The sequence below is a fragment of the Pseudomonas sp. NFACC25 genome (genome assembly GCF_900100935.1).
Classification (GTDB): Bacteria; Pseudomonadota; Gammaproteobacteria; order Pseudomonadales; family Pseudomonadaceae; genus Aquipseudomonas; species Aquipseudomonas marginalis.
Genome location: NZ_FMUC01000004.1, coordinates 211,052 through 234,631, shown reverse-complemented (window position 1 = coordinate 234,631; position 23,580 = coordinate 211,052). Strand labels below are relative to the sequence as shown.

The window sequence follows — 23,580 nt, the reverse complement described above, 5'->3', positions numbered from 1 at the left end:
GCGACGATTCGACTGGCCCCCTCCCACCTGTTGACCCGCGCTACATCCCCAGCCAATGCGGCAAGGCCAGCGAGATAAACGGCAAGTACGTGACCATGATCAGGAACACCAACAGGATCATCAGCCACGGCAACGCCGCACGAATGGTCTGCCCCAGCGTCAACCCGGTCACCGCCGAGGTCACGAACAGATTCAGCCCCACCGGTGGGTGCACCAGGCCGATTTCCATATTGACCACCATCACGATGCCCAGGTGAATCGGGTCGATGCCCAGCTTCATGGCGATCGGGAAGAAGATCGGCGCCAGGATCAGCACGATGGCCGAAGGCTCCATGAAACTGCCGGCGATCAGCAGCACCACGTTGACCATGATCAAAAAGCCAATCGGCGTGAGGCCCTCGGACAGCACCCAGGCGGTGATTTCCTGGGGGATCTGCTCGGTGGTCAGCACATGGGCGAAGAGCATGGCATTGGCGATGATAAACATCAGCATGATCGCCAGGCGCCCGGACTCCAGCAGCACCTTGGGGCAGTCGCGCAGCTTCATGTCCTTGTAGACGAACAACGCCACAAAGGCCGAGTACACGGCCGCCACCGCCGCCGCTTCGGTGGGGGTGAACATGCCGCTGTAGATGCCGCCGAGGATGATCACCAGCAGCAACAGGCCCCAGAAGGCGCGGCGCGCACAGCTCAGCCACTCACGAAACGTCGCCCGTGGCTGGGCCGGCAGCTTCTTGATGCGCGCGACAATATAGATCGCCACCATCAGCATCAGACCCAGCAGCAAGCCCGGGATCACCCCGGCCATGAACAGCTTGCCCACCGAGGTTTCCGTCGCCGCCGAGTACACCACCATCACGATCGACGGCGGAATCAGGATGCCCAGGGTGCCGGCGTTGCAGATGATCCCCGCGCCGAATTCCTTCGGGTAACCGGAGCGCACCATGCCCGCCACCGCAATCGAACCCACCGCCGCCACCGTCGCCGGGGATGAGCCGGACAGCGCCGCAAACAGCATGCACGCCAGTACCGCCGCAATCGCCAGGCCGCCACGGATATGCCCGACACAGGCGTTGGCAAAGTCGATCAGCCGCTGCGCCACGCCGCCGGTGGTCATGAACGCACCGGAGAGCAGGAAGAACGGGATCGCCAGGAAGGTATAGGCGTCGGAGGTTTCGAACAGCTTGATCGCCAGGGAACTGACCGAGTCCGGGCTGAACATCAGGATCGACACCGCGCCCGACAAACCCAGCGCGATGGCAATCGGCACGCCGAGGAACATGAACACGAACAACAGCAGGAACAGACAGAGCACGGCCATCAGTGACGCTCCCCATGGCTGCCGGCCAACTTGCTGGCCTCACCGGCCTCGTCGGCCAGCCCCAACCCGACCTGACGGCGGGTAAAGATGCGGTAGAAAATTTCCAGGTAGCGGATAAACACCAGGGCAAAACCGATGGGCACGATGATCACGATGTCACCCACGTCGATGCCGAACTTATCGAGGTCTTCGGCGCCGATATGGGCGGTCATCACCGCGCTGACCCACTTGTAGCTGGCGACCATGAACAGCCCGGCATAGGCCAGGCAGCACAGGCAGGCGAGCATGCCCAGCACGCGTTGCACCGGACGCCGGGTCAGCTTGACCAGCGCGTCCACCCCCAGGTGGCCGGCGGTGCGCACGCCATAGGAAATGCCGAAGAAAATCAGCCAGCCGAACATGGCCTTGGTCAGCGCCACGCTCCAGGTCATGTCCTGGGCCCAGGTCATGGTGCCGTCGCCCAGGGCGCTGAAGAAGTTGCTGCTGAAGGCCCACTTGTCGGCCAGGGCAAAGAACAGCGTGTAGATGTTGTTGAGCATGACGTAGACGAATGTCACCAGGGTCATGGCCGCCAGCAGGAAGGCAATAAAGCCTTCCTCCAGGTGCTCCCAGACGCGCCTTAGCGTTTGCATGGCAAAACCTCGCGAAAGCAAAATGAGATGTCAGGGCGGAAACCGGCCTTAGTGGTTGGCGGCATCCGCCGCCTTGATCAGATCAGCCCCGATGTCCCCTTCGAACTTCTGCCATACCGGGCGCATCGCGTCGCGCCACAGCTGGCGTTGCTCGGGGGTCAGCTCGATGATTTCGCTGGTCCTGGCGTCGATGATCTTCTGCCTGGCCGACTGGTTCAGGGCTTCGGCCTGTTTGTTCACCTCGACGGTGACCTCGACCATGACCTGCTCCAGGGTGCCGCGGATGTCCGGCGGCAGGCCGTTCCAGAAGGTGGCATTGGTGATGACCATGTAGTCGATCAGGCCATGGTTGGATTCGGTGAAGTACTTCTGCACTTCGTTGACCTTCTGGCTTTCATAGTTCGACCAGGTGTTCTCGGTGCCATTCACGGTGCCGGTCTGCAAGCCCTGGTACACCTCGGCAAAGCTCATCTTGCGCGGGTTGGCGCGGATCGCCTTGAACTGTTCCTCCAGCACGCTGGAGGCCTGCACGCGGAATTTCAGGCCACGGGCGTCCTTGGGTTCATGCAGCGCCTTGTTGGCGGAGAGTTGCTTGAGGCCGTTGTGCCAATAAGCCAGGCCGAGGATGTTCTTGTTCTGCATCGAGGTCAGCAGTTGCTTGCCCTCGGCGGCCTGGAAGCGGTCGACGGCGGCCAGGTCGTTGAACAGGAACGGCAGGTCATAGATCTGCACTTGCCGGGTGTATTGCTCGAACTTGGCCAGGGATGGCGCCAGCATCTGCACGTCGCCCAGCAGCAGCGCTTCCATTTCCTTGCCGTCACCGAACAGTGACGAGTTGGGGTACACCTCGACCTTGACCTTGCCCGGCAAGCGTTCTTCGGCGAGTTTCTTGAACAGCAACGCGCCCTGGCCCTTGGGGGTGTTTTCAGCGACCACGTGGGCGAACTTGATCACGATCGGGTCCGCCGCCTGGGCCAGGCCTGCGGCAAACAAGGTGGCGGCGCAGAACAGCGCCCGAGAAAGCTTGAGCATGGAAATCACCTTCTTATTGTTGTGTTGTAGGGCAAGGTGCCTGATATGACGCGTGTAGTGAATTTCGAATTTTTGATACCTGCGTTCGGCCACGCCGAACACCAACCTCAAGAAAAATGCAGTTCCCCCTCCCACATTTGATTCGGTTCCGTCAGCTATGACTGTGCGAGCAACCGCTGCGCCCGCAATAACACCGGCGCATCCACCATCTGCCCATCAATCTGGTAAGCCCCCGCCCCGTGCGCCCCGGCGTCCACCACCCGCTGCGCCCAGGCCAGGTCTGCGGCGCTGGGCGCCAACGCTTCATGGATCACCGCCACCTGCCTGGGATGGATACACAACGCGCCGGCAAAGCCCATTTCATAGGCATGCCGGATCGAACGGCGCAGGCCGTCGGGGTCGTCGATGGCCGGGTGCACGCCATCCAGTGGCGCCACCAGGCCAGCCGCGCGGGAGTGCACGATCAGCGCCAGGCGTGCCTGGTCGAGGGCGAACTGCGCGGCCGGGGAGTTGCTGCTCAGGTTGAGGTCCAGCGCCAGGTCCAGGCCGCCGAATGACAGACGTTCGACCTGCGGCGCCTGGGCGATGTCGGCCAGCGCCAGCAAGCCGCGGGCGCTTTCGATAATCGGCCAGATCAGCTTGCCCGCCGTGGCGACCACCGCCACCTGGGCCGCACTTTCCACTTTCGGCAGGAGTACACCCGCCACGTTGGCGTAGGCTTTGCAAAACGCCACATCGTCGAAATGCCCGGCATGTTCCGGCGCATTGATGCGCACCCACACCCGGGCCTGCGGGTGACTTTGCAGGAACGCCCCGAGGTTATCTCGCGCCTGGCGCTTGAGCGGCTCTTCCACCGCGTCTTCGAAATCCACGATCACGGCGTCGGCGCCACTGGCCAGCGCCTTGGCAAAGCGTTCCGGTCGGCTGCCGGGAACAAACAGCGCAGAGCGCACAAGAGGATTTGGCATAACGGACTTCCTTATTAGATAACGCCGCGCGCGCGCAGGCTGTCGATGGCATCGCCGGAGTAACCGAGCTGCTCGAGGATGCCCTGGCTGTGCTGCCCCAGCGCCGGTACAGCGTCCATGCGCGGGGTAAACGCCCCGTTGCGCGCCGGCGGCAGCAGCGATGGCAGCGGGCCGGCAGGGCTTGCCACTTCACGCCAACTGTCGCGGGCCTTGAGCTGCGGGTGGTCCCACACGCCTTGCATATCGTTGACGCGGGCACTGGCGATCTGCGCATCCTCCAGGCGCTGGATCACGGCCTCGGCATCCAGTTGGGCAAAGCTGTCGACGATGATCTGGCGCAGCGCCTCGCGGTTGGCCGAGCGCTTGAAGTTGGCGCTGAAGCGCTCATCCGTCGCCAGCCCAGGCGTGAGCAGGACCTTGTCGCAGAACGCCGCCCATTCGCGCTCATTCTGCAAACCGAGCATCACCGTGCCGCCATCGCCGGTGGGAAACGGCCCGTAGGGGTAGATGGTCGAATGCGCCGCGCCGGCACGCGGCGGCGGCGGCGCACCGTCGAAGGCGTAGTACATCGGGTAGCCCATCCATTCCACCAGGCTTTCGAGCATGCTCACGTCGATGCGGCTGCCCTGCCCCGTCTTGCCGCGCAGCAGCAGCGCGGAAAGGATGCCGCTGTAGGCGTACATGCCGGCGGAGATGTCGGCGATGGAGCAACCGGCCTTGGCCATCTGCTCGTCACCCGGGCCACCGGTCACCGACAGAAAGCCGCCCTCGCTCTGGATCAGCAGGTCATAGGCTTTCTTTTTCTCGTAGGGCCCGCCTTCGCCATAGCCGGAAATGTCGCAGACGATCAGCCGTGGAAAGCGTGCATGCAGCGCCTCGAACGACAGGCCCATGCGCGCCGCCGCGCCCGGTGCAAGGTTCTGCACCAGCACATCGGCATCGGCCAGCAGGCTGTCGAGGATGGCGTCGGCTTCGTCCTGCTTGAGGTCCAGGGTGAGGCTTTCCTTGGAGCGGTTGGTCCACACGAAATGCGAGGCCAGGCCACGCACGCGCTCATCGTAGCCACGGGCGAAGTCACCGGCACCGGGGCGTTCGATCTTGATCACGCGGGCGCCGAGGTCGGCCAGTTGACGGGTGCAAAAGGGCGCGGCGATCGCGTGTTCCAGGCTGACAACGGTGATGCCGTCCAGCGGTCGTGGGTCAGTCATGACAGTTCCTCAGAGCCAGTGGGCCATGGACGCGGCGTTGCGCACATCCCAGACCTTGGCGATCAATATGTCGGCCTGGGCCGGTGTGCGGGCGCTACTGAACCGGGCGAGGCGCTGGAATTTATCCGCCAGCTCTGCACGGCTCAGGCTGTTCCCCGGGTCGCCCTTGGGCTCGTCGATGGCGCCGTGCAGGGTGCGGCCGTCAACCGTGGTGACGGTGACGCGGCCGAGCCAGCGCTGCGGGTAGGCGCCATCGACCTCGGGGTCTAGGGTCATGCTGACCCTGTCGCGAAAGGCGGCGACGGCGGGATCGGTCAACGCGTACTCATGGAACTCGGTGAGCCCGGCCTTGCCATGCACGGCGATCAACCCCAGCACGGTGCCCATGGAGAACTTGGCCTGATGCACGCTGGTCGGCACGCTTACCCGTCCCAGCACATCGATGGCGCCTTGGTGCACACGGGTTTCCACACGGGCGACATCGACGGCTTCCAGGCCTTCGCGTTGCATCAACGCCAGCAACGCATCGGCGGCCGGATGGGTATGGCGGCACGACGCGTGGAACTTGAACGAGGTCTCCAGCAGCGCCCAACGGCTGCCAAGGCCAGCCGACAACTTGCTCGGCTCGGCATCCGTGGACATGCCCGCCGCCAGGCCCTGGTCGCCTTCGAGGATATTGCGCGCACCGGTCAGGCCATCCGCCGTCAGGTACGCGGCGAGCAAACCGTCCGCGGCCGCCTTGGCCGTGTGCAGTTGCTTGGAGTCGGCGGCATCGCGCAGGAACTCCCACAGCCCGGCGGCCTGGGTGCCGGCGCTGCCGAGCAGATGGATGAACTGGTCCTGATTGAAACCCAGCAACTTGCCCACCGCCACGGCCGCCGCCAGGGTGCCCACCGTGGCCGTGGTGTGGAAGATGCGGTAGTGGGAGCGCCCCATGAATTCGCCGATGCGGATCCCCGCCTCATACCCGGCCACCGAGGCCAGCAACAAGTCACGGCCGGATTTACCGAGGTCCTGGGCGGCGGCCAAGGCAGCGGGAAACACCACGGTGGCCGGGTGCAGCACCGAGCTGTTGTGCAGGTCATCCTGTTCCACCAGGTGGGACGAGGCGCCGTTGACCAGCGCGGCGAAATACGCGCTGCTGCCGGTGCCATTGACGATCACCTGGGCCGGGCCGCTGCTCGGGCCCATCCTCTGGGCATAGCGCTCGAACAATGGGATCGGGTGCGCGCCCTGGCTGGCCAACGCGGACGCCAGCCAATCCAGGTACAGGTCTTCGGTGCGCGCCAGCACGGGTTCGGGCAACTGCTCGTAGGCCAGGTCGGCCAGGAACCGACACAGGGCTTGGGTATGGCTCATGGGCAGGCCCTCAGAAGCTGCGTGGCAGCTCGAGCAGGTGCTCGGCCACGTAGGACAGGATCAGGTTGGTGGAGATCGGCGCCACCTGGTACAGGCGCGTCTCGCGGAATTTGCGCTCCACGTCGTACTCACAGGCAAAGCCAAAGCCGCCGTGGGTCTGCAGGCAGGCATTGGCCGCTTCCCAGGACGCCTTGGCCGCCAGGTACTTGGCCATGTTCGCGCTGGCGCCGGCATTCGCGCCGCTGTCGTATTCCGCACAGGCGCGCCAGCGCATCAGGTCGGCCGCTTCGACTTCGATATGGGCTTCGGCGATCGGAAACTGCACGCCCTGGTTCTGCCCGATGGGCCGGCCGAACACCACGCGGTCGCGGGCGTAGGCGCTGGCCTTGTCGATAAACCAGCGGCCGTCGCCGATGCATTCGGCGGCGATCAGGGTGCGTTCGGCATTGAGGCCGTCGAGGATGTATTTGAAGCCCTTGCCCTCCTCGCCGATCAAGCTATCGAGGGGCAGTTCAAGGTTGTCGAAGAACAACTCATTGGTCTCGTGGTTGACCATGTTCGCGATGGGCTGCACGGTCAGGCCGTTGCCGATGGCCTCACACAGATCGACCAGGAAGATCGACATGCCTTCGGACTTTTTCTTCACCTCGGCCAACGGCGTGGTGCGCGCCAGCAGGATCATCAGGTCGGAATGCTGCACCCGCGAGATCCAGACTTTCTGGCCGTTGATCAGGTATTTGTCGCCACGCTTGATCGCGGTGGTCTTGATCTTGGTGGTGTCGGTGCCGGTGGTGGGCTCGGTGACGGCCATGGATTGCAGGCGCAATTCGCCACTGGCGAGCTTGGGCAGGTAGAAGCGTTTTTGCGCCTCGCTGCCGTGACGCAACAGGGTGAACATGTTGTACATCTGCCCATGCACGGTGCCGGAGTTACCGCCGCAGCGGTTCACCTCCTCGAGGATCACCGAGGCTTCGGCCAGGCCCAGGCCGGAGCCGCCGTACTCCTCGGGAATCATCGCCGACAGCCAGCCGGCGTCGGTCAGCGCCTTGACGAAGGCTTCGGGGAAGCCCTTTTCTTCGTCGATCCGGCGCCAGTAGGCCGCGTCGAATGCGGCGCACAAGGCGCGCACGCCGTCGCGGATGGCGTTGAGTTCTTCGTTGTCATTCGGGTTCATCTCACGGCTCTCCGCCTGTTGTTCTTGGCTTATTCGAAATGCACTTCAGCGGTTTGCGCCAGGCCATCGGTATTCCCGGCCCACAACGCTGCCACCCCGGTGTCACTGATGCGACCGCCCACTGCAAACGGCTGCGGCGCAATCAACGGGCGCACGCCGCGATAGGCAAAGCGCCGCACGCTGGCTTCGGGATGGGCGCGGCAAAACGCGCGCAGGCTCAAGGTCGCGATCAGCGGGCCATGCACCACCAGCCCGGCGTAGCCTTCGGTGCCGGTGACATAGGGGTAGTCGTAGTGAATGCGGTGACCGTTGAAGGTCACGGCGCTGTAGCGAAACAGCAGGGTCGGCGTGGGGTCGATGGTTTCCTGCCACTCGCCCTGGGCCGGGGCCTCGCCGCTGCCCGGCTTGGGCGGCGTCGGCTCGCGGTAGACGATGTCCTGTTCTTCGCGGATCGCCAGGCGACCGTCCTGGGCATAGTCATGACGCACGGTGACAAACAACAGCGAGCCGCTGCGGCCGGTCTTTTCTTCGACCTGGGTGATGGTCGACACGCGGGTTGCCGCCTCGCCGGCCCGCAGCGGGTGCAGGAACTCGATACGCCCGCCCGCCCACATGCGATTGCGGTTATCCGCCGGCGGCAGGAAGCCGCCACGGGCCGGGTGGCCGTCGCCGCCCAGGGCGCTTTCCGGCAGCGGGTCCTGGAAGAAGCACCACTGCCATAGCGGCGGCAGGTCCGCGCCCTGCTCGGGGACGGCTTCGCCAAAGGTGGCGGCAATGCGTTTGAGCAGGTTATGGCTCAGGTGGTCGTGGGCGGTTTCGCTTTGGCCGATCCAGTCAGTGGCGCTCATCGGGTACAGGTCCTCGGGCAGTGAGTGTCTGCCCCGGATCATGCAAGCGCGGGCCCGTTCTGAGAATTTGCATTTCAATAAACCAGCGTTCGGTTATGCTGAACGCCGCATTCCAACCCGTACCGTTTGTGGCGAGGGCGCTTGCTCCCGCTGGACTGCGCAGCAGGCCTGGTTTTTTGCGGCCGCTTCGCGCCCCAACGGGAGCAAGCTCCCTCGCCACAGGTCTTCGCAAGCCTGGAGTTTTGCATGCACTTCGACCTGGCCGACCTGCGCCTGTTTATCCATATCGCCGAATCCCCCAGCCTGACCCAGGGCGCCAGGCGCGCGTTCCTCTCGCCGGCCGCCGCGAGTGCGCGGATCAAGGCGCTGGAAGGCCAGCTCGACACGCGCCTGCTGTACCGCGATAGCCGTGGCGTAGAGATCACCCCGGCGGGTGAACGGCTGCTGCACCATGCGCGGTTGATCATGCGCCAGGTGGATTACCTCAAGAGTGAGTTCACCCAATACGGCGTGGATTCCGCCGGGCATATCCGCATCTTCGCCAACACCACGGCGGTCACCGAGTTCCTCCCGGAGGTGCTGGCCGGCTTCCTGTCCCAGCGCCCTGGCGTGACCGTCGACCTGCAGGAGCGCTTATCCCGCGATATCGTGCGCGGCGTGCTGGATGGCACCAGTGACATGGGCATCATCGCCGGCCCCGTGGAGGCGGCGGGTTTGCAGGTGCTGCACTTCAGCACCGACACACTGGTGCTGATGGTGCCCGTCGGCCACGCCTTGGCCGGTCAAGCCTCGGTCACCCTGGAGCAGACCCTGGCCTATCAGCATATCGGCCTGCATGAAGGCAGCACCTTGCTCAGCTTCCTGCGTGAACACGTCGAGCGGCTGGGCAAGCATTTGTCCCTGCGTATCCAGGTGTCGAGCTTCGAGGCGATTTGCCGGATGGTCGAAGCGGGCGTGGGCATCGGCATCATCCCCGAGTCCGCCGCCGTACGGCACAGCCGCACCATGCAACTGGTGGCGGTGACGCTGGATGAGCCGTGGGCGATTCGCGAGCGCAGTATTCTGGTCAGGGAGCTTGAGGCACTGCCCGGCACCATACGGGCATTGATTGCCACGTTGATGCCGGAAACGGTCAATGCAGGGTGAGGTTGTGCTGGCTGGCGTGGTCGAGGTTGATGTGGCTCAAGCGGCCTTGATCATCGAATAACAGCCAGTCCGCCCCCAGGCGCCGCGCCTGGACTTGCGCTTGTGGCCAGTGCAGGCTGACGCAGAGCCGGTCGCTGGCGCGATGAATGAAATGCCAACGGGTCTCTTCTTCCTCCACGCCATAGCGGATCAGCAGCCAGTCCTCGAACAGGAATGGCCAGACCGTTTGATCCCACTCCTCCTCCCGCAGGTTGCCGGGCAAACGATAGCCCTTGCGCGCCCCACCCTGCTTCAGGACGAGGATCGGCGGCCCTTCGCTGTCGTACTTGATCAAGTATTGCGCCGCCTGACCGGTTGCACTGGGTAGCCCGAAATCCGCTTCTATGACATCGATTCCAGGGTCGCGACTGATCAAGCGACGCTCCGGCAAACGATAATGCCAGAGCGCCAGGATCCCGCCCATTTCCAACAGCCAGAGGTATTCGTTGTGCTGATCCGTCTCGAGGGCATGCACCCGTGCCGGTAGATCGCCCACGTGCCATAACGTTTCAAACCCACGATCGACGTCCACCACCCGCAGTTCCCGGTCACGGCCGACGGTCCAGGCAGTGCCGTCAAACACCTTGGCAAATACGTCCAGCGCCAAGACACCAAGGTCCGTGGCCGTGCGGCTTACCAGGTCCAGCTTGCTGATACGCCACAGCCGGTCTCGACGCGTCAGCGCCAAGGCCACTTGGCGGCTGCGGCCGATGACAATCTGCTGCGCCGGCACCGCAAAATGAAACAGCGTCTTGCCCTGCGCATCCACCACCATCGCGCCGGCCTCGCCCAGCCCCAACAGGTAACGCTCATCGTGCAGGGGCACGGCATCCAGGATCGGCCGATTGCCCGCCGCCGGTGCGGACCACTCCAGCGTGCTGCCCACGCGGTCCAGCGACACAACGGCTGGACGTTTCAGCGCCTGGCCCGGCAGGTCCGCCTGAAGCAATTTATCCCGACTCATTTTGACCAGCGCCTGCAACTGATTGAAGTTCAGACGCCCGTGCCCACTGAGCTGGTCGGCAAGAATCGCGTGCACGGTAGCGCCTGCCAGCCAGGCCAGGGCCGAGGATTGGGCTTTATGTTCCAGCAATGCCTCGGCCAGGGCGGCGCGCTCGCTGCCGCGCGCGGGGTCGTCACGCACGTCTTCGACCCATTCGCCGTACGCCTCCAGGGTGTCCGGCAGCAGTATGGCGCGCTTGACCAACGCGCCAATGGCCAGGCGCCCACCGGCCGCTTCGGCATTGAGCAGCCATTGCGCGGCGCGTGGGCGTTCAGCCGGCAGACTCCAGATCACATCGACCGCTTGCAGCCACAATCCCTTGGCGATCAACGCTTCGGCCCACTCCAGGCGCAGGCGGTCGGCGGTTTCCGGTGATTTGGCCTGGAGCATCAACACCGCATCGCCGAAGGCATCGTCACGGCGCGCCACCAGCAAGGCGCGCTGCCAGTTCTCGGCCAGGCACAACAGGCGTACGATCACCCCAGGTGGCATATCCCAGGCCAGGGCGAGGTCGGCGGCTTGTTGATAGCGCGCGTGTTTTTCCAGGTAATCGAGGGCCTGCTGACGCTCCTTGAGCAACTCGGCGAGGATAAACACCGCTTCTTCAATGCGCCCGGCGCGGTCCAGGCGCTCATAGGTCTGGCGGTAGACCTGGCGCAGGTGCTCGGTCATCCCCTCTTCGAAGAACATCGAACGGCTTGCCCCGTTCTGCCGGTCCAGGGCCAGGTCCTGGCGGCGTTGGGGCGTTCCAAAGCTCTGCTCGTCACCGGACTGCTCACCATTCAAGGGAATGGCATGGCGCAAGGCTTCTTCGAAATTGCCGTCCTCGAACATCTCAAGCATCCGCCGCACATAAGCAGCCTGACGCTTGCCATACAACGTGGACAAACGCGAATGCAGGGTCAGGCGGGTCAGCCAGCGGCGCCATGCGGCGGGTTTGTGCTGGCGCGGTTCGCTGCGCGCAGCGATGCCTGGGGCGACCGGTGCTGTTGGCGTGCCGGCGACTGGCGTGCGCCCACGCCGCAGCGCTCGGTTCAGGCCCCATAAAAAGCCGGTCAAGAACAGCCCACCGACCAACGTCAAGCCGACCACCGCAAAAACCTGGTCGCTGCTCAGCGTCGGCATGGGTGTCAAGGGCGCGTGCTGACCCTGGTTGGCCATCCACAGCACAGCAGTCACCAGCGCAAAGGTCGCGCCAAGCTTGAGTGCCGGGAACGCGGCAGGCTCGCGTGAGCCCCACTCGCTGTTGCCAGGCGCGGTCGCTTTGGCCGGCGGGCTCTTCGGCGCATGGCGCTGACGTTCGATCAGCGCCTGCATCACCCCTTCCCGCTCCGGGCTGACGGGTCCCAGTGCCCCGCCGAGAATCTCACGCACATCGGTGACCCGCAGCGGCGGCACCGGTTCCAGTACCGGTGCATGGCAGTCGAAGGTATCCAACAGTGTGCAGGCGCTGATATCCAGCCACTGCCCAGGCGCCAGCAACTGCGCATCGCGCAACTGCAAGGCCTGCACCTGGCTGCCACGCACCAGCCACAGGTCGGCAGCCGGCAAGGCCCGCAGCTCCTGCGGGTCGAGCAACGCGGAGGACAAACCACGGCCCTGGCGCACCAGCGGCCAACCGACCAGGGTTTCGCACAACACCGATTCAGGCCGCGCGAACTGCAACACATCGCCGTCGGCAAAGCGGTAGGCACGGGCGCCGGGCTGCCAGTATTCGAGGATCAAGCCGGCGCGCTCGTGCAAATCCAAGCGGTCGCTGGAAAACCACAGCCCATCAATGTGTTGATGCCCCGTCAGCAGCGGGCGCCTGATCAGCATTCCGTCCTGTTCAAGCATGCTCACGCTCATGAGTTAACAACGCGACCTGGTTACACAGCACTTGCAGGCGCATGGCACGCTCGGGCACCGAATACACCAACAGTTCACGGGCGCTGGTGATAACGGCGACCAGGCCACTCATCGGGCAGAACGTTGCCCGCGCAATCGCTGCCGAGGTGGTGAACAGCACACGCTGCTGCCCTTCGATATACAAACCGACGGTGTACTGGTTCGGGCCCAGCAGTACCAGCGCGTGCAGTTCCTGGGGGCCAACCTCATGGTGCAGGCCGATGGCCTTCCAGCCGGGGGCCAGGTCGATCTGGGCTTTTTTCGAGGGGAAGCTGTCGTGGGTGACCACGCGCCAACGTTGGCTGCCAAGATTATCGGTCAGCAGTGCACAGCCGCCAAAGTACTGCCGCCAATAGGCGGTGCCTGCAAACAGTACCTGGCTCACGCCATTGGCCGTACCCACCGCGTAACCACCGGACCTCAGCCCATCGCCCGTAGCCGCATACACGACGACTTGCCCGCCTTCACTGCGGGCGTAGGCCAGGGTCAAGGTGTCGACCTGGGCCAGGCCGATGACATTGTCGGTGATGTCGCAGCCCTCACGCGCCGGGGCGCGGAGCACCGCGCCTTGCCAGCAGGCGAGCCGGCCCTTGCTGTCCAGCAGGTAGAGCCGTTCGCTTTTCTGACTGCGCAACCACACCGAGGGCAGGAACGTCGCGGTGCCTGGAGGAAGGTGCAGTCGTTCGGCGGGCGGTTTGTCGATCGGGGCAATGCCCGGTATGTTCCAGAAGCTCAAGGTGTTGTCACTGCTGAGCACCGCGCCCAGGCTGCGGTAGTGAAAGCTCATGCTCAACGCGCGTTGGTGGCTTGACCACAGGCGCCGACGCACCTCGAGGGATTTTTTCTGGTTCCTCGACGGCAGCTTGATCACCACCATTCCGGTTTCGTCCAGCATGCGCAGGGCGACATGGCTGCCGGAGCCTGAGATCACCGGCGGCAAGGTCAGGACCACGCGCGGCACCACACCAGTCTTGCTGGCGGGCGGTGCCTTGACCTCGTGATCGAACTGCCCTTTGAGCAATTGCACCGCGTGCTGCGCTTGCGGCATCGGCAGCAACACCCGTCGCGTCTGGCTTGCCTGCAGCTCAAACGACAGGCTACGCCCATCCAGGCTGCGCTTGACCTGGACCCGGTGGCTGCAATGCCTGGCGTCGGCGACCGGCAAGCGTTGCCCGACCATCCAGCATTCACCCACAGGACGATCCTGCGCGGCCATCCAGTCGCGCCAGGCATACCAATGGCTGTCGCTCACCCCTTCATAGGTGCGGGCGTTAAGCAGACGTTTGATCTGTGCAGGCGAATCCAGTTCATGCAACACCGGCGGACCTTGCAGCAGCCCCCAACGCAGCTCGGCGCCCGCCTCTTCGGCACGCCGCGCCAACAGCATCAGCAATGCGATATGCACCAGGCGTGCGGCCCCCAACTGCAAGGGACCGGCGTCGAACAGCACCACTATCAGGCGGTTGGCCTCACGGGCACGGTACTGGGGCGCGAGGAACATATGCTCGCCCCCGACCGCACGGCGAAGAAACTCATCGGGTACCTCCTCTGCCAGCAACCATTCACTGGAGAGCAGACGCTCATAGGGGCCACGGCGTTGCAGGTCGCCCAGGCCATCAGGCTCCGGCACACCGCCTTGTTGCCTGCCCCGCAGTGGGCCGAGCAGCGGGTTGAGACGGCCCAGCAGATCGGCGAACACCGGCAGGTGCTGGGGCGCAAACCATTCCAGCCACTGCCGCCAGGGTTGCAGGGCATCAGGCAGTTGCATCGGGCATCCCCCAGTGAGCAGCGATTCGCCGCAAATGATCGGGGCTGACGGGCAGCAAGCGATCCAGCGGCACCACGGCCTGCGGTTCACGCCACAGCAATAACGGCGAACGTTTGAAGCGTGCCGCCAGGGCCTGGCCCAGCACATCTACCGCAGCTGTCGGCTCCCAACTGGTGGGCAACCACAGCCCTGGCGCGACATCTCCCGGTGCGGCGTAGGCCACCCCGTCGACCCAGGGCAGGTCAACACCGGCGCCGGTAACCACCAGCACTTCACCGCTGGCCGTGGCTTGCAGTCGCGCAGCCTGTTCGTCCGGCAGCTGTAACAAGCGCGCGTGCAGAAGCCGAGCAGCGTCACCCCAGGCGACAGCGGCCTGCGGCTCGGTCGGCACCTGCCGTGGGCGCCAGGTCCATCGCTGCAACGCTGCACTCATGGCGTGGGCGTCAGCAGTCGCGCCAATTGCCCGCGTACCTGTCGCAACGGCTCAGGCAGGGTCTGGCTGTTGAAGTTGGCGTCAATCTCGCGCAGCAGGCCTTCCAGCGCCGGGCTCGCCGGTGGTTCGGTGCGTGCCAGGTAATCTTCGGCGGTTTCCAACAGGCGATTGAGTCGTGACATCGGCTGCAAGGTGGCTTCCTCCACCGCACTGAACAAATGACGGTTGCTGGAGGCGGCAAACAGGTCGCGCAGCACTTCACGACCGTGCTGCTGGGTTTCCTGGGTCGGCAGCACGTACAGCAGCGGCCACAGGTCGGCATCGCTGGCTTCCAGGCGCCCGCCCAGCAAGGCAGCCGCTGCGATCAGCCGTTGAGACTTGACGATGCGCCGGTCCGATAACTGAATGCCGGCTTCACGCAGGCGGCGGATAGCCTGGGCCAGTAACGGACGTACGGTGTTTAGATCGACGCTTTTCAGCGCATGGCCAAGGGTGTCCAACTGGGTCAAACCGAGCAACTGCTGCACCGGCCGCTGTTCCGACTGCCAGCCACCCGCGAGCATGGCCTCCAACTGGTTATCCGGCACCGACTCGACAAACAGGTGCAACAGGAAACGATCGCCGAACGCCGCCAGCGCTTCGTCGTCCGGCAGGCCGTTGGCAGCACCGACACACACGCGCAGCGGGCATTGGATCTGGGTGTGTCCACGGCGAAAGCGGCGTTCGTTAAGCACGCCCAGCAGGGTGTTGAGGATGGCGGTCGAACCGAGGAAGACCTCATCGAGAAAGACGATATCGGCTTCCGGCAGCATGCCGCTGACGTCGGTTTCGACGGTGCCTTCGCGCAGTTTCTTCAAGTCCACCGCACCAAACAATTCCGAGGGTTCGGTAAAGCGCCCCAGCAGGTACTCGAAATAACGCCCGCCCATGGACTGCGCCACACGCCGCACCACGGCACTCTTGGCGGTGCCAGGTGGCCCGATGACCAGGATGTGTTCCTGGGCCACGGCGGCCAATACAATCAGCTCGGCCAGTTGCTCGCGTCCGACCAGGCCTTCGGTGGCCGCACGCACGGCATGGCGAATTTGCGCGGCAGCGCTGTGCAACTGAGCAATCATGGGTGTCTTCCCTGAAACCAAAGCAAGGAATCTTGCCTGAGGCTAAGGTATTAGCAAAGCGTTGTTACATAAACCCAAGAGGAGTCAGCCCCGATGCAGCTTGAGGGATCCTGCCACTGCGGCGCCGTGACGTTCAGCCTCACCAGCGCCCACCCGTACCCTTACCAGCGTTGCTATTGCTCGATCTGCCGCAAGACCCAAGGCGGCGGTGGTTATGCGATCAACCTGGCCGGGGATGCCAACAGCTTGCAAGTGCGCGGACGCAAACAGATTTCGATCTACCACGCCCGGCTCAAACCCGAGGGCGCCAGCCGTGCCCATGCGAGTAGCGCCGAGCGGCATTTCTGTTCGCAGTGCGGCACTGCGCTATGGCTGTTCAGCCCGGAGTGGCCGGAGCTGATCCACCCGTTTGCCTCGGCCATCGACACGCCGTTGCCGGTGCCGCCGGCGCATACGCACCTGATGCTGGGTTCAAAGGCGCCGTGGGTCGAGGTCAGCGTGCGCAAGGGCGACCTGCAGTTTGAGGAATACCCCGAAGAATCCATCGCGCAGTGGCATGAACGCCATGGGCTCAGCCGTTAACAGTCTTTGACAGTTTCCCGACAAAGCTCGCAAAGATTGTTGGACGGCCCTTCCCTAGCATTCGAGCATCCAAACAGCCATTCGGGTGCTCCTCATGTTTCGCAGATTGCGCGGTATTCCGCTGCTGGGTTGCCTGCTGGGCAGCCTCGGTTGCCATGGGCAGCCGCCGGCACCGCCGCCCATTCAGAAGGGTGACTACGGCGCCATCATCCGCTACCTGCAAGCGCGCATTCCCCGGGCGATCGCCCAAGAGCATATCGCCGGCCTGTCGATTGCCCTGGTCAATGGCCAGGAGCTGATCTGGGCCCAGGGCTTCGGCCTGGCCGACAAGGCCCGGGGCGTGCCGGTCACGCCCAACACCGCGTTCCGTGCCGGTGGCATTTCCAAGCTGCTCACCGCCACGGCCGCGCTGCAATGTGTGGAACAACAGCGGCTGGCGCTGGATGCGCCGATCCAGCAGACCTTGCGCGAGTTTTATGTGCGCTCGCGCTTTCATGACGACCAGGCCGCTGCCGACCGCGCTGTCACCCTGCGGCGTTTACTCAGCCACCAGTCCGGCCTGCCCAGCGAACACTTGCGTGACCTGCGCAGCACCTACGCCATGGGGCAGATGCCGATGCGCGTGTCGGGGGTTTGGCTGAGCAGCCCGCCAGGCTCGCAGGTGGCGTATTCCAACCTCGGTTATGCCCTGGTGGGCGCGGCCATCGAGCGCAGCAGCGGCAAAAGCTTTGAAGCCCAGTTGCAAAACAGCCTGCTCAAGCCGCTGGAAATGAACCAGTCGAGTTTTGTCGGCACCGCCAGCCAGCAGGCGTTCCGCGCCCTGGGCTACACGGACGGCGTTGCCAGTACCGATGCCCCGGTGCGCGACCTCGCCGCCAGCGGCCTGTGGGCCAGCCCGAAAGACCTCGCGCATTACGTGCACATGCTCTTCGCCCAAGGCGTCTACAAAGGCAACCGCGTGCTGGGCAGCGCTTCGATTGACGCGATGTTCACCCAGCAGAACACCGGCAATGCGCTGGACTTCGATTGCCAGATGGGCCTGGGCTGGTTCCTCGCCCCATGCGGTGACGAACCCGTCGGCCCCGGTATACGCACTTACCAGCACAGCGGTGGTGGCGACGATTTTGCCGCGCAGTTGAGCCTGCTGCCCGACCAGCAACTGGCCGTGATCATCATGGCCAATGACAGCAACGCCGAAGACCTGGTGGCCGGCCTGGCCACCGACACCCTGCGCCTGCTGCTCCAGGCGCAAACCGGCCACGCGGTCTGCGCCGACGACTGCCAGGCGCCCAGCAACGGCCTGAAACTGCGCCACGTACCGGCCGCCATTGACCGCAAGCGCCTGGCCGGCTTCTACGCCACCGCCTGGGGCGTGTTCCGGATCAAGGATGACGATCAGCGGCTGTCGGGCGAGTTGGCCGGCTACACCTTCGAATTATTGCGCGACGACGATGGCTGGTTGCGCGCGCAGAAGAAAGTGCTCGGCTTCTGGTTCAAGGACCTCGGCGAACTGGGCCGCGTGCAACTGGACGTGATCAGCGTGCAAGGCCGCCAGATGCTCACCGCCCGCAGCCACGGCCAGCGCGTGGCTATCGGTGAGCGCATCGAACCGCCGCCCTTGCCCTCGGCCTGGGCCGACACCATCGGCACCTATCAAGTGCTCAACACCCATGAGCCCGACGCGCCCCTGAGCGGCATCAGCGTGCGCCTGGAAGACGGCTTCCTGGTGATTAGCGGCCAACTGCACGACGAACCGCTGACCGACTACATCCTGCTGCCGATCGACAACGCCCATGCCGTCCTCGCCGGTAACGGCTACGGCCTGGGCGATACGGTGAGCCGCCAGATCAACGGTCTCAGCGCTTCGGGCTACGCCTTCAAACGCACTCGAGCCCCTTATAAACCCTTGGCCTTCTAACCCCCCTATGTGTTCAAAAACCCTGCATCTGTCGCTCTCCTCACTGTGCCTGCTGGATGTGTAATACCTGGCAGATGACGCGGGCAAGAGCCCGATGGTGGGGCGTCGTTAGCAGGCGTCGGTGATGGGGCTGGAATACACCTTTTGACAGGGTAAGCCAGTCAAAAAATGTGGGAGGGGGCTTGCCCCCTCCCACATTTGATCTCCACAGCATTCAAAATGTATTACTCGGCATACGCCCACGTCATGCGAAACGACGCCCCGCCCCACTCCGAATCCATCACGTGCACGTGCCCGCCATGCCACTGCGACACCCGTTGCACCAGCGCCAGGCCGAGGCCGAAGCCGCCGGTGCGGCGGTCGCGACTGGCATCCAGGCGCATGAAGGGCTGGAAGATCCTGGCCCGGCCTTCCTCGGGCACGCCGGGGCCGTCGTCACACACACGCACTTCGTAGCCCTCGCCGAACTTCACCAGCGACACCTCGACCCGGCGCTCGGCATAACGGATGGCATTGCGCAGCAGGTTGATCACGGCGCGGGCCATGAAGCGCGGTTCGATCTGGATAACGTCGACCTCGCAGGTGCGCAGCGACAACTGGATGCCGGCCGCCTCCGCTTCCAGCGCGACGCTGCCGATCACGCTGTCGAGCCAGCTGTGGGCCTCGATGCGCTCGCGGGTGACCTGGGTGGCGCCGCGCTCCAGGCTGGCGTAGGTGAGCAGTTCGGACACCATCTCCTCCAGCTCGCCGAGGTCGGCGTACATATCGGCGATCAATTCGCCCCGCTGGTGCGGGTCGGCCTGTTGCTTGAGCTGGTCGAGTTCGAACGATAACCGTGCAATCGGTGTACGCAGCTCGTGGGACACCGCATTGGTGAGTTCGCGCTGGTTGGCGATCAGGCTTTCGATGCGCTCGGCCATCTGGTTGAAGTGCCCGGCCAGCGCACGCACGGTGGAGCTGCGCGGCAGCAGGATGCGTGAGCCGAGGTCGTTGTCGCCGAAGCGCTGCGCGGCCAGGCGGATATGTTCCAGGTCGCGCCAGTGCGGGCGCACCCAGAAATACAGGACGATGGCCAGGCACAGCCCGAGAAAACCGTAGGCCCACAGGTATAACCACTTGGGCTCTTCCGGCAGTTTGATTTCCAGCAGTTGCGTGCCACCGTCGATGCCCGTGAGAAACTCCATGAAGTCGCCGCGCACCACCAGCAAGCCCTGCTCCAGAAGCTTCTGTTCGCGCTCGGTGAGGGCCTGGGCATCCTTTTGCACCAGCTTCAGGCGCAGTCCGTAGTGGGACTGCAACTCGGCCAGCCGTGCAGCGCGCTGTTCCACGGGCAACGGCCGCAGTTGCTCCACCAAGCCGTATGCCGGGCCACGCATGGCTTCGCGGTTATAGGTCTCGTTGGCTTCGGGGAGCAGTTCGTCGAAGGTGTAGTTGACCAGCCAGATCGCCCCCGCCAGGCCGATCGCCAGAATCACATACAGGCGCAGAAACAGGCGCAGCATCTAGACCTCCCACGCAAACGGATTGAACAGATAACCCTTGCCCCAGATGGTCTTGATGCACACCGGCTCACGGGGGTTGTCGTTGAGCTTGCCGCGCAATTTGCTGATGTACACGTCGACGCTGCGGTTAAGGCCGTCGAAGGCAATGCCGCGCATGCGGTTGAGGATGTCGTCGCGGGAAAGAATCTTGCCCGCGCTGCTGGCCAGCAACCACAGCAGTTCGAACTCCATGGTGGTGAGGTCGATCTGCTCGTCCCCCAGGCTGACCACCCGGCAACTGCGGTCAATCGCCAACCGGCCGAACGCGAGGGCGCCGCGCACCGTCGGCTCGGGCGCCTGGCGACGTTGCAGGGCGCGCAGGCGTGCAAGCAGTACCGGCGGCTTGATCGGCTTGATCACATAGTCGTCGGCACCCGACTCCAGGCCGAGGATGTGGTCCAGGTCGTCTTCCTTGGCAGTGAGGATCACAATGGGGGTGTCGGACACCGTGCGGATCTCGCGGCACACATGCAGGCCACTCTGGCCCGGCAGCATCAGGTCGAGCACGACAATCTTGGGTTTGAAGTCGAGGAACGCCGCCAGGGCTTCATCGCCACGGTGCACCACGCGGACCTCAAAGCCATGCTGTGACAGAAAATGCGCGATCAGCCCTGCCAGCTTCTCGTCGTCCTCAACGAGCAGGACCTTGCCCAGACCCAGGTTTTCCATAAGTTCTCAGTGTGCAAAGGCGGATTGAAGAGCGGGCATTATAGGTGGCAAGCTGGGCAACTAAAGCAACTGGCCAGTTGGTGCCGACGAAGCTTCATGCTTTTAAGAGTTTTTAACAAATAGCCTGCACTTTTTAACGCCATCCACAGGGAGTTGTATGCGCAAGGATTACCTGGCGTTCTTCGTTTCGCTGTTCCTGTCGCGGCTGGCGGACCAGATCCTGTTGTTTATCGTGCCGCTGATCGTGTTCCAGACCACCCACAGCGTGTCCTGGGCCGGGCTGGCCTTCTTTGTCGAGTCACTGCCGCGCTATCTCGCGTTTCCGGTGTGCGGGGCGTTGTGCGACAAGTATTCGCCGGTGCGCATCCTGCATATCAGCCAGGTTTACCGGGCACTGGCCTGTGTGGTGGCGGTGGCGTTGTATGGGATGTTCGACGGTATCTACTGGCTGGTGCTGCTGTCGGCGTTGTGCGGCGTGCTGACGACCCAGGGCATCATGGCCCGCGAAGTACTGATGCCCCATGTCTTCCAGCAGTACAGCTATGCCAAGACCCTCTCCTACTCGCAGATCGCCGACCAGAGCGGCCTGGTGCTGGGGCCGCTGGTGGCCGCGCTGATGCTGGCGGTGTGGGCCTGGCACTGGGTGGTGCTGGGGATTGCCGGGCTGTTTGTGCTGGCGGACCTGGCGATGCTGGCCTGGCAGCGTAAAACCACGGCAAGCCTGGACACCCATCGGCAGCACCGGGATATCTGGCTGCAGCCGCTGCGCATCGCCTTCGGGCATATCCGTCACCTGGCGGAACTGAAGCGGATCATTACCCTGGCGGTCGGTGTGAACCTGATCATCGGGGTGACGCTGGCCACCTCCGCCGCCATGGTCACCGGGCTGTACGCCGCCGACAAGGACACCTATGCCCTGCTGCAGGCGGCCGGCGCGGGGGTGACCATTGCGATTCTGTTTTACCTGGCACGCTCCACCCTGCCCCTGAAAGTGCTGGGCGGACTGTCTTACTCGATGATCGGCGCCGGCGCGTTGATCATGGCGCTCAGTCCCAACCTGTGGGCATACACCCTGGGCTTCCTGCTGGTCACCGGCTTCGACAAGATGTTCAACGTTTACCTGCGCAGCACCCGCCAGCGGGTCATTCCGGTGCAGGACTTCGGCAAGACCGTGGGCGTGATCACCTTGCTCAACAACCTGCCCCAGCCGCTGGCCGGCCTGGTGATTGCACTGCTGGCGGCGCCCTTGGGCACGCAAGCGGTGATCCTGCTGCTGACCGGGATCACCGCCTTGATCGGCGTGGCCGTGGCCTCAGGCTGGCACGCCACTGTGAAAGCGGAACTCGATATCGGGTGATTCGATCAGCTCCTGCTCGGCCGCCCTCACCCGCTCGATCACCTGGGCGATGTCCTTGGCGTCGCCGTACTGGTAGGCCAGCTTCAGGTAACCCTGGAAGTGCCGCGCCTCGCTTTTCAGCAGGCCGAAGTAGAACTTGCCGAGTTCTTCGTCCAAATGCGGCACCAGGGCTTCGAAACGCTCGCAACTGCGGGCTTCGATAAAGGCGCCGACCACCAGGGTATCCACCAGCTTGACCGGTTCGTGGCTGCGCACCACCTTGCGCAAACCGGAGGCATAGCGCCCGGCGTGCAGTTGGCGCAACTCGACCTTGCGCTTCTTGATCAGGCGCATGACCTGCTCATGGTGCACCAGCTCTTCCCGGGCCAGCCGCGACATCATATTGATCAGGTCAACGTGGGCGTGGTACTTGGCGATCAGGCTCAGGGCGGTGCTGGCCGCTTTGAATTCGCAGTTCTTGTGGTCGATCAACAGGGTGTCCTGATCGGCCAATGCGGCCTGCACCCAGGCGTCGGGGGTTCGGCAACCGAGGAATTCGTGGATTTCGGGCAGGTTCATCGGGCTCACGGGCAAAGGATCACAAAAGGCCGCCGATTATACCCACCGCACCGCAGACCACCAGCCACCGGCCTTGATGTGCATCAACATGACGTCTGGCGGGCAGCAACTATAGTTGTTCCACGCCCACCCTTTTGGAGATCCGATCATGCAAGCCATTCGCAGCATCCTGGTGGTCATCGAGCCCGCGCACTCGGAAAGCCTGGCCCTCAAGCGCGCCAAGCTGATCGCCGGGGTCACCGGCGCGCACCTGCACTTGCTGGTCTGCGACAAGAAACACGAGCATTCGGCGCTGTTGAGCCTGCTCAAGGCCGGTTTGCAGGAGGACGGTTACAGCGTGACCACCGAACAGGCGTGGAATGAAAGCCTGCATGACACCATTATCGACGTGCAGCAGGCCGAAGGCTGTGGGTTGGTGATCAAGCAGCACTTTCCCGACAGCCCGCTCAAAAAGGCGCTGCTGACGCCGGCGGACTGGAAGCTGTTGCGCTTGTGCCCGACGCCAGTGTTGCTGGTCAAGACGTCCACGCCTTGGGCGGGCGGGGTGATTCTGGCGGCGATCGATGTGGGCAACAACGACGGGGAACACCGCGAGCTGCATCACGCGATCATCGACCATGGCTTCGACATCGCCAGCCTGGCCAAGGCGCAGTTGCATGTGATCAGCGCCCATCCGTCGCCGATGTTGTCGGCGGCGGACCCGACGTTCCAGCTCAAGGAAACCATCGAGGCGCGTTATCGCGAGCAGTGCAAGGCGTTCCAGGCGGAATTCGATGTGGATGACGCGCACCTGCATGTCGAGGAGGGCCCGGCGGATGTATTGATCCCCCACCTGGCCCACACATTGAAAGCGGCCGTGACCATCATCGGCACCGTGGGGCGCACCGGCATTTCCGGGGCGTTGATCGGTAATACGGCGGAGGTGATCCTGGATGCGGTGGACAGTGATGTACTGGTGCTCAAGCCGCAGACGTTGATGGATCACCTGGAAGAACTGGCGACCAAGGCCTGACGCCGAT

General features: G+C 64.0%; 20 protein-coding genes. 5 read left to right on the top strand and 15 right to left on the bottom strand.

All coding sequences use genetic code 11. From position 1 onward, the window contains the following. Positions 1–40: 40 nt before the first annotated feature. The 8 genes from dctM to BLQ09_RS11895 form a co-directional block, all read right to left on the bottom strand. Positions 41–1,321 carry a C4-dicarboxylate TRAP transporter large permease protein DctM gene (gene dctM / locus BLQ09_RS11930; protein ID WP_027608528.1) on the bottom strand — a complete coding sequence of 427 codons (1,281 nt, stop codon included), beginning with the start codon at positions 1,319–1,321 and terminating at the stop codon, positions 41–43. Further along, positions 1,321–1,953 carry a TRAP transporter small permease gene (locus BLQ09_RS11925; RefSeq protein ID WP_027608529.1) on the bottom strand — a complete coding sequence of 211 codons (633 nt, stop codon included), beginning with the start codon at positions 1,951–1,953 and terminating at the stop codon, positions 1,321–1,323. The genes dctM and BLQ09_RS11925 overlap by 1 nt, the downstream gene beginning before the upstream one ends. Before the next feature lie 48 nt (positions 1,954–2,001). After that, the gene (locus BLQ09_RS11920) at positions 2,002–2,985 is read right to left on the bottom strand and encodes a TRAP transporter substrate-binding protein (RefSeq protein WP_027608530.1); all 984 of its coding nucleotides are present in this window, start codon (positions 2,983–2,985) and stop codon (positions 2,002–2,004) included. 155 nt (positions 2,986–3,140) lie between these two features. Beyond that, a complete protein-coding gene (locus tag BLQ09_RS11915; RefSeq protein WP_027608531.1) occupies positions 3,141–3,953 on the bottom strand; it encodes an HpcH/HpaI aldolase/citrate lyase family protein in 813 nt (270 codons plus the stop codon). Positions 3,954–3,967: 14 nt separating this feature from the next. Continuing rightward, entirely contained in the window at positions 3,968–5,161 is a 1,194-nt protein-coding gene (locus tag BLQ09_RS11910; protein WP_027608532.1) for a CaiB/BaiF CoA transferase family protein, read from the bottom strand. 9 nt (positions 5,162–5,170) lie between these two features. Beyond that, a complete protein-coding gene (locus tag BLQ09_RS11905) occupies positions 5,171–6,520 on the bottom strand; it encodes an MmgE/PrpD family protein (RefSeq protein WP_092356878.1) in 1,350 nt (449 codons plus the stop codon). 10 nt (positions 6,521–6,530) lie between these two features. Further along, positions 6,531–7,694 carry an acyl-CoA dehydrogenase family protein gene (locus tag BLQ09_RS11900; RefSeq protein WP_092356875.1) on the bottom strand — a complete coding sequence of 388 codons (1,164 nt, stop codon included), beginning with the start codon at positions 7,692–7,694 and terminating at the stop codon, positions 6,531–6,533. 29 nt (positions 7,695–7,723) lie between these two features. Then, positions 7,724–8,542 (bottom strand): HTD2 family dehydratase, encoded by an 819-nt coding sequence (locus tag BLQ09_RS11895; RefSeq protein WP_092356872.1) that lies wholly within the window; start codon positions 8,540–8,542, stop codon positions 7,724–7,726. Positions 8,543–8,788: 246 nt separating this feature from the next. Here BLQ09_RS11895 and BLQ09_RS11890 point away from each other — a divergent pair, with 246 nt between their 5' ends. Next, entirely contained in the window at positions 8,789–9,688 is a 900-nt protein-coding gene (locus BLQ09_RS11890; protein ID WP_027608536.1) for a LysR family transcriptional regulator, read from the top strand. Here BLQ09_RS11890 and BLQ09_RS11885 read toward each other — a convergent pair. Genes BLQ09_RS11885 through BLQ09_RS11870 form a run of 4 tightly spaced genes read right to left on the bottom strand, consistent with a single transcriptional unit; the run spans position 9,675 to position 15,936 of the window. Beyond that, positions 9,675–12,566: a bpX6 domain-containing protein gene (locus BLQ09_RS11885; protein ID WP_092356869.1), complete on the bottom strand. Its 2,892-nt coding sequence runs from the start codon at positions 12,564–12,566 to the stop codon at positions 9,675–9,677. The genes BLQ09_RS11890 and BLQ09_RS11885 overlap by 14 nt on opposite strands. After that, positions 12,559–14,385, bottom strand: coding sequence for a hypothetical protein (locus BLQ09_RS11880; protein WP_027608538.1), 1,827 nt, complete (start codon positions 14,383–14,385; stop codon positions 12,559–12,561). The genes BLQ09_RS11885 and BLQ09_RS11880 overlap by 8 nt, the downstream gene beginning before the upstream one ends. Then, complete coding sequence (locus BLQ09_RS11875) at positions 14,372–14,818, bottom strand: bpX5 domain-containing protein (RefSeq protein WP_027608539.1); 447 nt, start codon at positions 14,816–14,818, stop codon at positions 14,372–14,374. The genes BLQ09_RS11880 and BLQ09_RS11875 overlap by 14 nt, the downstream gene beginning before the upstream one ends. Continuing rightward, positions 14,815–15,936 (bottom strand): AAA family ATPase, encoded by a 1,122-nt coding sequence (locus BLQ09_RS11870; RefSeq protein WP_027608540.1) that lies wholly within the window; start codon positions 15,934–15,936, stop codon positions 14,815–14,817. The genes BLQ09_RS11875 and BLQ09_RS11870 overlap by 4 nt, the downstream gene beginning before the upstream one ends. 93 nt (positions 15,937–16,029) lie before the next feature. Here BLQ09_RS11870 and BLQ09_RS11865 point away from each other — a divergent pair, with 93 nt between their 5' ends. Both BLQ09_RS11865 and BLQ09_RS11860 read left to right on the top strand, forming a co-directional pair. Beyond that, positions 16,030–16,518 (top strand): GFA family protein, encoded by a 489-nt coding sequence (locus tag BLQ09_RS11865; RefSeq protein ID WP_092356866.1) that lies wholly within the window; start codon positions 16,030–16,032, stop codon positions 16,516–16,518. Between the two features lie 94 nt (positions 16,519–16,612). Further along, positions 16,613–18,436, top strand: coding sequence for a serine hydrolase domain-containing protein (locus BLQ09_RS11860; RefSeq protein ID WP_092356863.1), 1,824 nt, complete (start codon positions 16,613–16,615; stop codon positions 18,434–18,436). A gap of 224 nt (positions 18,437–18,660) precedes the next feature. Here BLQ09_RS11860 and BLQ09_RS11855 read toward each other — a convergent pair whose 3' ends face one another. Together BLQ09_RS11855 and BLQ09_RS11850 are read right to left on the bottom strand one after the other, a co-directional pair. Then, complete coding sequence (locus BLQ09_RS11855) at positions 18,661–19,938, bottom strand: ATP-binding protein (RefSeq protein ID WP_092356860.1); 1,278 nt, start codon at positions 19,936–19,938, stop codon at positions 18,661–18,663. Further along, a complete protein-coding gene (locus BLQ09_RS11850) occupies positions 19,939–20,646 on the bottom strand; it encodes a response regulator (protein ID WP_065928008.1) in 708 nt (235 codons plus the stop codon). A 157-nt stretch (positions 20,647–20,803) separates the two neighbouring features. Between BLQ09_RS11850 and BLQ09_RS11845 the strand changes: the two genes are divergently transcribed. Further along, a complete protein-coding gene (locus tag BLQ09_RS11845; RefSeq protein ID WP_027608546.1) occupies positions 20,804–22,003 on the top strand; it encodes an MFS transporter in 1,200 nt (399 codons plus the stop codon). Here the strand turns inward: BLQ09_RS11845 and BLQ09_RS11840 are convergent. Further along, a complete protein-coding gene (locus BLQ09_RS11840) occupies positions 21,959–22,561 on the bottom strand; it encodes a MiaE family protein (protein WP_027608547.1) in 603 nt (200 codons plus the stop codon). The genes BLQ09_RS11845 and BLQ09_RS11840 overlap by 45 nt on opposite strands. A 148-nt stretch (positions 22,562–22,709) precedes the next feature. Here BLQ09_RS11840 and BLQ09_RS11835 point away from each other — a divergent pair, with 148 nt between their 5' ends. Further along, complete coding sequence (locus BLQ09_RS11835; protein WP_027608548.1) at positions 22,710–23,573, top strand: universal stress protein; 864 nt, start codon at positions 22,710–22,712, stop codon at positions 23,571–23,573. The last annotated feature ends 7 nt before the right edge of the window (positions 23,574–23,580 follow it).

Coding starts and splice junctions, on each gene's coding strand:
- BLQ09_RS11850 (WP_065928008.1), bottom strand. CDS start 20,646: ATGGAAAACCTGGGTCTGGGCAAGGTCCTGCTCGTTGAGGACGACGAG.
- BLQ09_RS11840 (WP_027608547.1), bottom strand. CDS start 22,561: ATGAACCTGCCCGAAATCCACGAATTCCTCGGTTGCCGAACCCCCGAC.
- BLQ09_RS11925 (WP_027608529.1), bottom strand. CDS start 1,953: ATGCAAACGCTAAGGCGCGTCTGGGAGCACCTGGAGGAAGGCTTTATT.
- BLQ09_RS11875 (WP_027608539.1), bottom strand. CDS start 14,818: ATGAGTGCAGCGTTGCAGCGATGGACCTGGCGCCCACGGCAGGTGCCG.
- BLQ09_RS11885 (WP_092356869.1), bottom strand. CDS start 12,566: ATGCTTGAACAGGACGGAATGCTGATCAGGCGCCCGCTGCTGACGGGG.
- BLQ09_RS11895 (WP_092356872.1), bottom strand. CDS start 8,542: ATGAGCGCCACTGACTGGATCGGCCAAAGCGAAACCGCCCACGACCAC.
- BLQ09_RS11905 (WP_092356878.1), bottom strand. CDS start 6,520: ATGAGCCATACCCAAGCCCTGTGTCGGTTCCTGGCCGACCTGGCCTAC.
- BLQ09_RS11890 (WP_027608536.1), top strand. CDS start 8,789: ATGCACTTCGACCTGGCCGACCTGCGCCTGTTTATCCATATCGCCGAA.
- BLQ09_RS11860 (WP_092356863.1), top strand. CDS start 16,613: ATGTTTCGCAGATTGCGCGGTATTCCGCTGCTGGGTTGCCTGCTGGGC.
- BLQ09_RS11845 (WP_027608546.1), top strand. CDS start 20,804: ATGCGCAAGGATTACCTGGCGTTCTTCGTTTCGCTGTTCCTGTCGCGG.
- BLQ09_RS11880 (WP_027608538.1), bottom strand. CDS start 14,385: ATGCAACTGCCTGATGCCCTGCAACCCTGGCGGCAGTGGCTGGAATGG.
- BLQ09_RS11835 (WP_027608548.1), top strand. CDS start 22,710: ATGCAAGCCATTCGCAGCATCCTGGTGGTCATCGAGCCCGCGCACTCG.
- dctM (WP_027608528.1), bottom strand. CDS start 1,321: ATGGCCGTGCTCTGTCTGTTCCTGCTGTTGTTCGTGTTCATGTTCCTC.
- BLQ09_RS11870 (WP_027608540.1), bottom strand. CDS start 15,936: ATGATTGCTCAGTTGCACAGCGCTGCCGCGCAAATTCGCCATGCCGTG.
- BLQ09_RS11855 (WP_092356860.1), bottom strand. CDS start 19,938: ATGCTGCGCCTGTTTCTGCGCCTGTATGTGATTCTGGCGATCGGCCTG.
- BLQ09_RS11865 (WP_092356866.1), top strand. CDS start 16,030: ATGCAGCTTGAGGGATCCTGCCACTGCGGCGCCGTGACGTTCAGCCTC.
- BLQ09_RS11915 (WP_027608531.1), bottom strand. CDS start 3,953: ATGCCAAATCCTCTTGTGCGCTCTGCGCTGTTTGTTCCCGGCAGCCGA.
- BLQ09_RS11920 (WP_027608530.1), bottom strand. CDS start 2,985: ATGCTCAAGCTTTCTCGGGCGCTGTTCTGCGCCGCCACCTTGTTTGCC.
- BLQ09_RS11910 (WP_027608532.1), bottom strand. CDS start 5,161: ATGACTGACCCACGACCGCTGGACGGCATCACCGTTGTCAGCCTGGAA.
- BLQ09_RS11900 (WP_092356875.1), bottom strand. CDS start 7,694: ATGAACCCGAATGACAACGAAGAACTCAACGCCATCCGCGACGGCGTG.